Source organism: Gilliamella sp. App6-5 (genome assembly GCF_001690525.1).
Lineage (GTDB): Bacteria > Pseudomonadota > Gammaproteobacteria > Enterobacterales > Orbaceae > Gilliamella > Gilliamella apicola_H.
On the sequence record NZ_LZGT01000047.1, the window covers coordinates 1 to 12,886 of the forward strand.

9 protein-coding genes are annotated in these 12,886 nt (G+C 33.2%); 5 read left to right on the top strand and 4 right to left on the bottom strand.

The features are described from left to right. Positions 1–1,568: 1,568 nt before the first annotated feature. A complete protein-coding gene (locus A9G24_RS06025; RefSeq protein WP_065638228.1) occupies positions 1,569–2,957 on the top strand; it encodes a hypothetical protein in 1,389 nt (462 codons plus the stop codon). Between the two features lie 144 nt (positions 2,958–3,101). Here A9G24_RS06025 and A9G24_RS06030 read toward each other — a convergent pair whose 3' ends face one another. Beyond that, entirely contained in the window at positions 3,102–4,118 is a 1,017-nt protein-coding gene (locus A9G24_RS06030; RefSeq protein ID WP_218056235.1) for an amidohydrolase family protein, read from the bottom strand. Between the two features lie 456 nt (positions 4,119–4,574). Between A9G24_RS06030 and A9G24_RS06035 the strand changes: the two genes are divergently transcribed. Beyond that, on the top strand, positions 4,575–4,865 hold the full coding sequence (locus A9G24_RS06035) for a putative quinol monooxygenase (RefSeq protein ID WP_065638229.1): 291 nt from the start codon (positions 4,575–4,577) through the stop codon (positions 4,863–4,865). 70 nt (positions 4,866–4,935) lie between these two features. Here the strand turns inward: A9G24_RS06035 and argS are convergent, their stop codons facing one another. Both argS and A9G24_RS06045 read right to left on the bottom strand, forming a co-directional pair. Then, entirely contained in the window at positions 4,936–6,669 is a 1,734-nt protein-coding gene (gene argS / locus A9G24_RS06040) for an arginine--tRNA ligase (RefSeq protein ID WP_065638230.1), read from the bottom strand. 596 nt (positions 6,670–7,265) lie between these two features. After that, a complete protein-coding gene (locus A9G24_RS06045) occupies positions 7,266–7,607 on the bottom strand; it encodes a hypothetical protein (protein WP_065638231.1) in 342 nt (113 codons plus the stop codon). 113 nt (positions 7,608–7,720) lie between these two features. Here A9G24_RS06045 and A9G24_RS06050 point away from each other — a divergent pair, with 113 nt between their 5' ends. The 3 genes from A9G24_RS06050 (at position 7,721) to A9G24_RS06060 (ending at position 12,063) form a co-directional block, all read left to right on the top strand. Next, positions 7,721–8,743, top strand: a complete 1,023-nt coding sequence (locus A9G24_RS06050) for an SMI1/KNR4 family protein (RefSeq protein ID WP_065638232.1) — start codon at positions 7,721–7,723, stop codon at positions 8,741–8,743. A 281-nt stretch (positions 8,744–9,024) separates the two neighbouring features. After that, positions 9,025–10,026, top strand: coding sequence for a zinc transporter ZntB (gene zntB / locus A9G24_RS06055; protein ID WP_176701167.1), 1,002 nt, complete (start codon positions 9,025–9,027; stop codon positions 10,024–10,026). 144 nt (positions 10,027–10,170) lie between these two features. Further along, the gene (locus A9G24_RS06060; RefSeq protein ID WP_065638233.1) at positions 10,171–12,063 is read left to right on the top strand and encodes a DNA topoisomerase III; all 1,893 of its coding nucleotides are present in this window, start codon (positions 10,171–10,173) and stop codon (positions 12,061–12,063) included. Positions 12,064–12,166: 103 nt separating this feature from the next. On the opposite strand, the gene A9G24_RS06065 is transcribed toward A9G24_RS06060, so the two are convergent. Beyond that, positions 12,167–12,844 carry a hypothetical protein gene (locus A9G24_RS06065; protein ID WP_065638234.1) on the bottom strand — a complete coding sequence of 226 codons (678 nt, stop codon included), beginning with the start codon at positions 12,842–12,844 and terminating at the stop codon, positions 12,167–12,169. Positions 12,845–12,886: the final 42 nt, after the last annotated feature.

The window sequence follows — 12,886 nt, forward strand, 5'->3', positions numbered from 1 at the left end:
AAGCGGTTTATGAATGATTGCTACAATGGTTATCACAGGTTTTAAGCCATAGTGACTACAAATTCTTAATTAATGACGAAACGGTATAGAATCCTGAATATTTTTTACAAAAATATAACCTAAAAGTGAACATCACATCTTTATTAAAGCCCTATCGCTTTCAGCTTGCCTACTTGTTAGTGAGCAAGCGGTTTATGAATGATTGCTACAATGGTTATCACAGGTTTTAAGCCATAGTGACTACAAATTCTTAATTAATGACGAAACGGTATAGAATCCTGAATATTTTTTACAAAAATATAACCTAAAAGTGAACATCACATCTTTATTAAAGCCCTATCGCTTTCAGCTTGCCTACTTGTTAGTGAGCAAGCGGTTTATGAATGATTGCTACAATGGTTATCACAGGTTTTAAGCCATAGTGACTACAAATTCTTAATTAATGACGAAACGGTATAGAATCCTGAATATTTTTTACAAAAATATAACCTAAAAGTGAACATCACATCTTTATTAAAGCCCTATCGCTTTCAGCTTGCCTACTTGTTAGTGAGCAAGCGGTTTATGAATGATTGCTACAATGGTTATCACAGGTTTTAAGCCATAGTGACTACAAATTCTTAATTAATGACGAAACGGTATAGAATCCTGAATATTTTTTACAAAAATATAACCTAAAAGTGAACATCACATCTTTATTAAAGCCCTATCGCTTTCAGCTTGCCTACTTGTTAGTGAGCAAGCGGTTTATGAATGATTGCTACAATGGTTATCACAGGTTTTAAGCCATAGTGACTACAAATTCTTAATTAATGACGAAACGGTATAGAATCCTGAATATTTTTTACAAAAATATAACCTAAAAGTGAACATCACATCTTTATTAAAGCCCTATCGCTTTCAGCTTGCCTACTTGTTAGTGAGCAAGCGGTTTATGAATGATTGCTACAATGGTTATCACAGGTTTTAAGCCATAGTGACTACAAATTCTTAATTAATGACGAAACGGTATAGAATCCTGAATATTTTTTACAAAAATATAACCTAAAAGTGAACATCACATCTTTATTAAAGCCCTATCGCTTTCAGCTTGCCTACTTGTTAGTGAGCAAGCGGTTTATGAATGATTGCTACAATGGTTATCACAGGTTTTAAGCCATAGTGACTACAAATTCTTAATTAATGACGAAACGGTATAGAATCCTGAATATTTTTTACAAAATCTAACCTAAAAAGCGAATATTTAGCTTGCTGTCTTATTTTATCTTCAATTGAGCTTTTTAGCTGGATATAAAGGGTTAGACGGCTGATCATAAAGCGTTTAGCCAAATAGGTGACAGTTATTTTTCTTTGTAATATCAGGGCTATATCGTTTGTCTGTGATAAAGCGTTAGTTTGTTTTAAAGATGATTAATTTGTGGCTTAACTTTAGCAAAAAAAGTTAATAAATTAGAGCGAATTTATAATAAACTCACCAATCAGCTTATTAATTAAGCTTAATTAAAATAGTTTTCATCTTAATAAATAGATGAACGAGCACAAAATTAAAATGAACTGAAAGGAAAATTATGCGTATAATCATAGCTGTTTTTTTTATGTTTTTATTAACTGCTTGTCATACACGTACAGCAGAAGATGCTTATAAAGAAGGAAAATATTTAGAAAGTATCAACCTATTAGGTGACAGTATTGAGGACAAAGGTCCAGCAGAATTTGGAAAACAAGATATACAACGACTGCAAAATATCGTCAGTAGCGTTATGCAACATTACGAAACAAGCCTTTTAAACACTAATAGTTTGGATTATGCCTCACGGATAAAATGCTACGAAAACCTATTAGCTATGAAAATGCGATTAACTGATCGTTTTTATAGCCAAGAAATCAGTTTTTTCGATAACAAATATGACGCTACGCAATTACAACAAAATATAGCTAAAGAGTACTATAATTATGGCAATTCAATTACTGGCACCGATAGCGAAAGTTATAGAATAAGAGCCGATTTATATGGAAAAGGGCTTGAGCAATACAACTATAAAAATATTGAAAGCTTGTACAAAAATGCCAATAAAAAATATATGCAACTTGCGGCTAAAGAGTATTATGATCAAGGGAAAATGTTCGAACAGCAAGGTAATTATAAAGCTGCTGCGGATGCATTTAGTAATGCCTCGGATGTATATAAACCACTTGGCAAATACAAAGATAGTGATAAACTTTCTATTGATAATGATAGAAAAGCCTGTGCTCAAGAAGCAGAAAATGCTTATGAACAAGCAAAACAACTAGAAAAAACAGCAACACACCGTTATCAATTTCGTGAAATTGCTAGATATTACGCCTCGGCTGCTTCTGCTTATCGTCAATACGGATCTTTTCGCGATGCAGATTTACAAGCAGATAATTATACAAAAAAAGGGAAAATTAAAGTCTATTATAATTCTTCAGAATTAAGATCTTTTGTATTAGATATATTAAGTAAGGACTTTATAGAATTTGTTATTTATCAACCAAGTCAGGCAGATGTCAAAATTCGCATTACGACAAATGTTGAATTTTCTGATCTTGGAGAATCCGTTAACAATGAAACCAAAACCGAACAAGTCTTTGATAAATTTGTTGAAGTGTCTGACGAAAACGGTAATAAAAAGCAAGTTAAAACCTACAAAGATCAGCAATTTAATTTAAAAACGGTGACGCATAGCAATAAATTAACCCTGACTACTGAAATTGAGGTTCATGGCGCTTATAGTTACAGTAAAAAATTTGACATAGTTCAAACATCAGCAAAACATGATTACATCTATTCTGGCAATGTGCCATCAAATTTGCGTAATCACAGTAAAGGAACATTACAAAGCAAAGATAGCTTGCTTCAAGCAGCAAAAGAACAGCAATTAACCGAACTAAAATCAAGGTTTGAGGATATTATTAGAGATCTTTCATATTTATAACTAATTAAAGTTTATATTGAATTTTTTAGAAAAGATAATCTAATCACATCCGTGTGCATAGTATTTATATGCAAAGCAAAAATAAAATCCCACAAACAACAGCATTTATTGTTTGTGGGATTTTTATTTAATATAGATGATTAGCTATTCAAGCCCAAGCACCATTCGTCCATTTTTGGTTGCCACATTAACGACATTATCTAAATCAGTATAACGACATCCAGTCACTAGTAATTTAAGTTCTTCCCACATATTGCCAGTTGAAAATGGTAGCATATAGTCACTGACGTTATCCGTGCCAATAGCAACAGGAATACCAGCAGCAGCTAGTTCATCAACTGGGGTGAGTGAGTTACGAGTAGGGCCTTGTTCTTCACGGCGTGGGCTATCGATCCAAGCAAATGGGCAGGCAATTACCATCATTTTTGCTTCTTGCATTTTTTTATAGAGTTTTTGGCGATATTCTAAACTGTGGGCTGTGATCGAAATACTATGAATGGCAACAACGCGACCATGCATACCATGTTCAAGGGTTTTATCGGTAAGTTGTTCCGTTTCGATCTCATCTTGAGAATTAAACTGGTCAACATGTACATGCACCATTTTGCCTAATGATTTACCCGTTTGCATTAGCACATCAAGATGTTTCAGTCCCATGCCTTCACCATGATCGCGCTCATCACGACGTGGTAAACCGCCAATAATATCAACTAAATCAGCGCCTTTATCGAACCAATAACGAGCCTCTTTATCGATAACGCCTTTAAGTGTTTGATTGACTAATTTTATGGTGATGTCATTTTTATAGGTTTCGCGTGCTCTTAACGCCCCTTTAATGGCCCGTTCTTGCGCGATAGGGTCAATATCAACAAACGATCCCATTGCACTCACCCCTTGCTCAATCATCCGCTCAACCGCCATACTAAAATGGCGATAGTAATCATCTTCGCTCATTGATGCTTTGACTTTATCTAATGTATCCCATTTTTCAATTAAGGTCTGTTTTTGATAGACATCAAAACTATCAACCGAAATAGTAAAAGCACGATCGGCATGCATATGAGCATTAACCCATCCGCCATTTTGTTTAATTTTATTCATTAAATAGGCTTTTAAACTTTGGTCTCTTGTGGTTAACAACATGTTTTTATGTTCAATCATAATGTGCCTCTACAATGCAATCATTTTAAAGAAAGTGGATAAAATCGAGCGCAATAGGCAAAAAAAATCCCCCAAAAAGGAGGATAAAAGTCTTATCAATAATTTTATTGGTTAAGATTATTGATTTACAAGTGTTCATTGCGCTTATACCTTATCGATTAAAAATTGCAGAAATTCTAACCAAAATATTTTTAATAGCAAGGACTATAATTGATAAAATATATAAATAAATGAAATGGTTAAAGTATTATTTTTTAGATTTTCTACTGCAAAAAAAGCGTTCAATAAATACAGTTTACCCATAAAATAAAAAATTAAATGATAACTTATTATTTAATAATAATAATTGAACGTCACAAAAATGAGATTATTTATCTTATTATTCTGTTTTGGATTATTGGTGATGCCAAGCGTATACTGTGCTAACCAATTATTGTGAAATATAGGGCAGTTAACATGAGCCAATTAAATATCGTTGCCACAATCGCCGTTAAACCAGAATTTTATGAAGCATTTCAACCGATATTGAAACGATTAGTCACAGGTAGCAGGGCCGAAACAGGTTGTGTGCGCTATGAGCTTAATCAAAGTATTGATAACCCCAATATCTTTATTGTGATCGAAACATGGGCTTCACAGCAGGCGATTGATTTTCACAATGCAACGCCTCATTTTGTCGAATTTGCCAACTTTGCTAAAGATTATGTTGATGGATTAGAGATTAATATAGTTAAACAAATCATGTAACTTAAAAGTACAAAATATTAAGTATATTAGCAAAACTGCCACCCATGCATTCACATCGGTGGCAGTTTACTTACATTTTATCAACTGTCTTAATACCTAACATATCAAGACCAATTTTCAGTGTTTTTGCTGTTAAACAAGCCAATTTCAAGCGACTTTGTTTTAAGCTCTCGCTGTCGGCCGTTAAAATAGGGCAGTTCTCATAAAAACTTGAAAATAGCGTCGCAATTTCATAAAGATAAGCACAAAGTACATGCGGCGTACCGTCCCTTGCTACGGTTGAAATTGTATCGTCAAATTGAATTAAACGTGTTGCTAAGGCACGCTCTTTATCGGTTTCTAAACGAATATTACCTGTTAAGCTCGCTTCGGTAATATTCGATTTTTTAAATATCGATAACACTCGGGTATAAGCATATTGTAAATAAGGTGCGGTATTGCCTTCAAATGACAACATATTATCCCAATCAAAAACATAATCGGTGGTACGATTTTTAGAAAGATCGGCATATTTAACTGCACCAATAGCCACTGCATCGACGATTTCGGCAAGCTCGCTTTCAGTTAAGTCAGGATTTTTGCTACGAATTAATGTTGTCGCACGTTCACAAGCTTCATCGAGCAAATCATTTAATTTAACGGTATCGCCAGAACGTGTTTTAAATGGTTTACCGTCTTTACCTAGCATCATACCAAACATATGGTGCTCAAGTTTTAATGATTCTGGCACATACTTGGCTTTATGAACAATAGCCCAAACTTGTTCTAAATGTTGATGTTGGCGGGAATCAGTATAATAAAGAATACGATCGGCATGTAATGTTTCGTAACGGTATTTAGCACAAGCAATATCGGTTGTGGCATAAAGATAGCCACCATCCCGTTTTTGGATGATAACCCCCATCGGTTCGCCTTCTTTGTTTTTATACTCATCTAAAAACACAACAATCGCGCCTTCGCTTTCAACGGCAAGTCCTTTCTGTTTTAAATCGGCAACGATACCCGGTAGCATACTGTTATAGATGCTTTCGCCCATGGTGTCTTCAACGGTTAAGGTGACATTTAAACGTTTATAAGTGGCAATATTTTGCGTCATGGTAATATCAACTAGCTTACGCCACATATCGCGACAATATTCATCGCCACCTTGTAATTTCACTACATAATTACGAGCTTTTTCGGCAAAAATTTCGTCTTCGTCATAATGTTTTTTAGCGGCGCGATAGAATGACTCTAAATCTGAAAGATCCATATCATTGGCATGTTCATTTTGCATCTTTTCAAGATACGCAATTAACATTCCAAATTGCGTTCCCCAATCACCAACATGATTAGCACGAATAACATTATGACCTAAAAACGATAAAACGCGAACGCTAGCATCACCAATAATGGTTGAACGCAAGTGCCCGACATGCATCTCTTTGGCGACATTAGGCGCTGAATAATCAACCACAACTGTTTGTGGTTTCGCGGGCAAAGTGATATTAAGTTTATCGCTGTTTAAAGCAATTTCATTTTGCTCAGCAATCCAGCTATTTTTTAAAAAGATATTGATAAAGCCTGGGCCGGCAATTTCCACTTTTTCGGCGATATCATCGATATCTAAATGTTGCAAAACAGCTTGGGCAAGTTCTCGAGGTGGCATACCTAGTTTTTTGGCAACAGCCATAATGCCATTCGCTTGGTAATCACCAAATTGTGCTTTGTTTGATTGCTTAATTAAAGCGTCACAGTTTTTATCAGCACCCGCCATAATCATGGCTTGCGAAACACGTTGCGTTAATAATTGTTGAATATTCACACTAAACCTAACCGATTATAATAAAATGTCCCATATAATACCGACAAAGTGATGAATTGTCACTTATCGCATTAAAAGGGGAGGTCTCCTTTTTATTAAAAGAGTGTAAAAAGTCGAATAAATTGATGCTCCAGCCAAAATATTTTAATCAAGCCTTATTTTTCATCAAAAAACAAAAATATAATGTAATTGTTTAATTTTTCTAAAAAACACCTTCTTGTAAAAACTTTAATAAAATCAATAGTCTACCTGAGAAATTTTAGAGCGAAAAATACTCACACAACACTGTGTAAGATCAATATGAATTTATGTCCAGACTAATATAGACAAATACCCACTTGGAAAAAGAGATAAAAATTAATACTAAATACAGGCTAAATTGGATAATAAATAAGCGTATTGTAATACGTTAGAAGGTATTTTTTATCAAATTTGAATTGGTTGTCTGTGATGAGGTGATGAGATATTTCAATAAAAAACTCACGAAAGGGTCATATTACTAGAGTCTATAAATATCCTCAATTGGTATAACGATATTAGCATGTTGTATGATGCGGTTAAAAATGTTAAAGAAGGATCATGATGAATACAAAAGCTCAACATCCCCGAGTAATATTTTTATTGCACATTTCTTTTAAAAACATATCTGAATAAGAGCTTAAATCATCTTGATTTTTACCGTGCGAGTATTTTTTCCCTAATTTGAGCAGCCAATCACTAAAATGATGTAAAAATAATTTATTATCATTATCGATTTCAAATATTGCGGAATCAGAATAAGAATCAACTAATGAATCTAATATCTCCAAAAAAGCTTTATCATTTTTCAAAATCTCATCAACTGTAATTGCTTGAAGATATTTTATTATGTCTATTATCTGAGATAATGTTAAAATAGTTGGACCATTTTTTATATTATTTAATATTTGTTGGATCATAGCATTTATCTAAAAATTAACATCTCATTCTTTTTATATAGTAGATGAATTTTGTACTTTTTGAACAATTTTTAGAACGATAGTTACATATGTAATATAATTGGGGAATTAATATGATTAATGTAGATAACTTTTATGACTGCGAAAAAAAACTGACTGATAAAGATTTAAATGCTTGTGAAAAGAAGTTAGGTATCACAATTCCAGATTCTTTAAAACAGCTTTACCTTAATTGTAATGGCGGAATGGTATATAAAGATATTTGGAAAACAACTGTTCCTCCATACAAACTTCAAGTTTTTAATTTTATTCCTATAAAATATAATAAAGCATTTAAAAATGACCCAGATTTTATCATGGAAGGTATTGCTTTCAAACATTGGGACAATAAAAAGTTACCTAAGGAGCTGTTACCTTTTGCTCGCGATTTAAGCAATGGTTTTTTATGTATAAATATTAATACTGGTGCGATATATCAATATCTCAGACTAGAATGGGACGACACTCTAAATACAGAACAAAATTTTAAAAAAAATAGCATTTATTTATCTGATTCATTAGAAAATTTTTTAAATGCTTTAACTTATGATGAAGAGCAAGATAAAGAAGAAATCGTTGAATATGAAGATATTAAACCAAGAGCAAGTAACAAATTCTACGATTCTGAACAATCAATTAACACCGCTGACCTAAATGAGGTTGAAAAACTCTTAAAGATAAAAATTCCTGTTCAATTAAGACAATTCCTGTTACACCACAATGGTGGAATGCCAGAGAATAATACTTGGCTGGATCCTGAAGGTGAATTTGAAGAGGTTGTAATTCATGAACTAATTCCCATCAAATACTATAAAAAGTTTAATAATAACAAGAACTATTTAATGCCTTCCAAAGCAGAAAATTTATGGGGTAGAAAGTTATTACCGGAAACTTTTTTACCTTTTGCGATTGACGCGGGTGGTAATTATTTCTGCATCGATATTAATAATGGAAAAATATACTATTACACTCTTGACACATGGTCTGATAATTTATCTTTAACGGATAATCAAGATAAGAGTACTCTTTTTCTATGCAATAGCTTTAATGAATTTGTTTCTAAATTAGTGTGTGAAGATGATCTAGATGATTTATAAATAATAGCCGTCAGGTTAACCTCATCCCAGTTGATATTGAAGACAATATTTATACATAAAAACTGGCTTATATTACAATACTTTCAGGTATTATCCCCCAGATTTTGTCCACTTTATTCAGCTTGATCCGTTTTAGTTTTTTGGGCGGGTTTAGCCTGTGTTAGTATGAGCTTAACGGATTGGTTTTAATGCCTTAAGTAAAATAATAAAACGCTAGTTGATGGCTCCAATTTAAGTTAAATTAGGTATATAATTTGAAAAAACAATAAATGAGATCGGTAATGACTAATCAAAATAGTGTAAGTTCTATTTCTGTTTCACATCTTTTAGAAGCTAAACCAGCTTTTTGTTGTCAGTTAGATGGTAAAGGCAAAGCGCTACCACTTAATGAACAGAGTAAACCTTCAATTTCACAACCATTTTGGATTCATTTAGATTTTGCTAAACAAGAAACCATCAATTGGGTAAATAATACAAATCTAGTTCCAGATTTGATTAAAAATGAATTGCTAAAACCTAAGCAAATATCCAAGGAAATTCGTTTTGAGTCGGGTGTTTTAGTGGTTTTAAAAGGTGTTAATTTTGTTCCCAATGAGCTTCCCGATCCTATTGTTACCTTTCGTTTTTATATAACTGATAACATGATTATTTCAACACGGCATCAACAAATTTCGGCTATTGCCGAATTAAAGGATCATCTAGAAAAGGGAATTGGTCCTGTAGATGTGGCGGATTGGTTGATTCAAATGTCTGATTTAATTAGTGATCAAGTTAATTTATCTTTTGATAGTGTTCACAATAAAATCATTAAGTTAGAGGAATCTGTTTTAAACCAACGTATCTTTTCTTATAAAGAAATTGGTCGAGTTCGTAAACAGTTGATCGTCTTACGCCGATTGTTATCACCACAACGCGATATTTTTGTAAAAATTTCGACTGAAAGAATATCGTGGATTGATGATAACGATCGCCAACGCTTGCATGACATTTCCTATCAACAAAATCATTATGTATCTGATATTGATAGCTGTTTATTAAGAATAGCTTCAATTATGGAACAAATTAATAGCTTCTTGGCTGAATCAACCAATAAAAGAATCTATTTAATGTCACTCTTTACCATAATTTTTACACCCATTACGTTTTTAACCAGCTTGCTTGGCGTCAATTTAGCTGGTATTCCTTTTAGTAGTGAAGGTTGGTCTTTTGTAGGATTAATATTACTACTTGTTATTATTTGTGTTATTTCAGTTATTTGGCTTAAATACAAAAAATGGTGGTAATAAAGCATCGTTAAAAAATGGATGAAAATTTATGAACGCTTATAAAGTTGAGTATAAGGATATAATTGGCTTTTTATTTAAAACCATGAAATTAACACCGATTCAAACTTATCTTGTTTGAAATTTTAATGAATAATTATTCTTATGCAACCTAATCAATCTTATCGTTTGTTTATTGCCGAAAAGCCCAGCTTAGCAAGGGCTATCGCTGACGTATTACCTAAACCTCTTCAAAAAGGTAATGGTTTTATTAAAGCGAGTAATGGCGATGTGGTTAGTTGGTGTATTGGTCATCTTCTTGAGCAAGCTACACCAGAAGTTTATGATCCTCGATATAAAAAATGGGTGATTAATGATTTACCCATAGTGCCTGAAAAATGGATATTAATGCCTAAAGGCAATACACAAAAACAATTTAATATTTTGGTAGATCTGATTAAGTCAGCAGAGCAAATAGTACACGCTGGTGACCCAGATAGGGAAGGGCAGTTACTAGTAGATGAAGTTTTAAATTATTGCCAATTATCGCCAGATAAGCGCAAAGCAATTCAACGCTGTTTAATTAGTGATTTGAATGCTAGTGCTGTTGAAAAGTCATTGCAACAATTACGCAACAATCAAGATTTTATTCCTTTATCAACCTCGGCATTAGCAAGGGCTAGAGCCGATTGGCTGTATGGAATTAATATGAGTCGGCTTTGTACTATTGTTGGGCAAAAAAACGGTTATCGAGGCGTATTATCAATAGGGCGAGTGCAAACGCCTATTTTAGGATTGGTGGTTAGGCGAGATTTAGAGATAACGCAATTTGTACCTAAACCATTTTATGAAGTTTTTGCTGTGCTGCAAACCAAAGATAATGAAATATTCAAAGCGAAATGGCAACCCAGCGAAGCCTGTGCGCCTTATCAGGATGAAGAAGGGCGTGTATTAGTCAAAAAATTAGCCGAAAATGTTTGTCAGCGCATTAATAATCAATCTGGAAAAATTGATAAAGTCAGTAATAAAAAGAAAGAATTAGCGCCACCAATGCCATTTAATTTATCGGCATTGCAAATTGAAATGGCCAAAAAAAATGGATTGAGCGCTCAAGATGTGCTCGACATTTGCCAATCGTTATATGAAAAACACAAATTAATCACCTATCCAAGGTCGGATTGTCGCTTTCTACCTGAAGAACATTTAAAACAAATTACAGGCATAAAGTCCGCCATTGAAAATAATTGCCCTGAACTACAAACCGCTATTGGTGATGCTAATTTTGCATTACGTTCCAAGGCTTGGAATGATAAAAAAGTTGAAGCACATCACGCTATTATTCCAACTTTGCGCAAAGCTAGAATGGAAAACTTAACTGATAACGAAAAAGCGGTGTATCAAGTTGTGGCAACGCAATATTTAGCTCAATTTTATCCAGCTTATAGATATGCTGAATTGCAAATTGATGTTGACATTCAAGGAGGAAAATTTATTTCTAAAGCCAACCAGATGCTTGACGAAGGTTGGAAAGTTTTATTTAGAAGTAAAAACTATCAAGCTGAAACCGAGACAAATGACAATGAAAGTAATGGTTTATTAACTAAATTAGTTAAAAAGGGCGAAATTGTGCAATGTATTGATACCGAGCTGGTTAGTAAAGAAACTCAACCGCCAAGACCTTTTACCGATGCCACATTATTGTCTGCCATGACAGGAATTGCCCGATTTGTTAAAGATCCCGAAATCAAAAAAATATTGCGAGAAACCGATGGCTTAGGTACTGAAGCAACAAGGGCCGGTATTATTGAATTGTTATTTAAACGCCAATTTTTAACTCGTCAAGGTAAAACAATTCGCTCAACTGACGTGGGTAAAAATCTGATTTTATCGCTACCCGATATCATGTCGATGCCTGATATGACCGCACATTGGGAATTACAATTGGACGAAATTAGTAAAAAAGCGTTTTCATATCAGCAGTTCATGCATCAGCTCAACATATCACTATTAGAGCTGGTTAATCAGTTAAAAAATACCAGATTGAATATTCGGGCTTGATTTCATGTCAACAAAAAGCAGGATAACTTTTAACAATAACGTTTAATCCTGTTTATTAAAATAGTCATATTGACTGACTATTTTAATCTCGTAGCTGAATTTGTTATTTTTCTGATGTGCTAATTTCTTCTAAAATAGTGGTATTAATTTTATTTTTATCTTGAATGATTTTAGCTAATTCATTATTCGCTCGTTGTAAAAAGCTGCTGTCTTTTGAAATTAAAAGATAGGTTTTAAATCGTTTAACCGGCTCTAATGCAAAGCAAAATAAAGCGATCATAATAATAAAGACTGTTAAAATAGCAATAATGACATTAATTATCCAAGTTGAACTAAAAACGGTAATTATATTAGATAGCAACATAATAAATGCGAACGCAAATGCAATACCGCTAAGCATAACTTCTTTAATTAAATAGGGTTTTAGTGGCGTAACACGATTTTTTACAATCCCAAAATATTGAGTTAAGGAATCTAATTGAGTCAGTTTAATAAGATGATCAATATCGGCATTCACTAGTGAAATGGCAATACTTTCTTTGTCAATACTGCCGGATTTGTAAAAGCAGACCTTTTCCCAAATGAGCCTTTTTTTAATGTTATTTAGATAATCTGTCTGATATTTTGGATAAGGGATTTTTTCTAAAATATCGGTATATTTAATGATATTATCAAAACCGTCATGTTTAGTGCGTTTTTTATAAATAAATGCAACAAAAGAAAGTACAAAAATAATCACTAAATTGAACCAATTATCATGGAGTAACTCAGAAAGTTCCATTTAAAATATTCCTGTTAATTAATCATGAAGTGATTGTATCTT

What these genes read in the sequence shown, in the direction of transcription:
- A9G24_RS06025 (WP_065638228.1), top strand. Translation starts at nt 1,569, where the DNA reads ATGCGTATAATCATAGCTGTTTTTTTTATGTTTTTATTAACTGCTTGT.
- A9G24_RS06030 (WP_218056235.1), bottom strand. Translation starts at nt 4,118, where the DNA reads ATGATTGAACATAAAAACATGTTGTTAACCACAAGAGACCAAAGTTTA.
- A9G24_RS06035 (WP_065638229.1), top strand. Translation starts at nt 4,575, where the DNA reads ATGAGCCAATTAAATATCGTTGCCACAATCGCCGTTAAACCAGAATTT.
- A9G24_RS06045 (WP_065638231.1), bottom strand. Translation starts at nt 7,607, where the DNA reads ATGATCCAACAAATATTAAATAATATAAAAAATGGTCCAACTATTTTA.
- A9G24_RS06050 (WP_065638232.1), top strand. Translation starts at nt 7,721, where the DNA reads ATGATTAATGTAGATAACTTTTATGACTGCGAAAAAAAACTGACTGAT.
- zntB (WP_176701167.1), top strand. Translation starts at nt 9,025, where the DNA reads ATGACTAATCAAAATAGTGTAAGTTCTATTTCTGTTTCACATCTTTTA.
- A9G24_RS06060 (WP_065638233.1), top strand. Translation starts at nt 10,171, where the DNA reads ATGCAACCTAATCAATCTTATCGTTTGTTTATTGCCGAAAAGCCCAGC.
- A9G24_RS06065 (WP_065638234.1), bottom strand. Translation starts at nt 12,844, where the DNA reads ATGGAACTTTCTGAGTTACTCCATGATAATTGGTTCAATTTAGTGATT.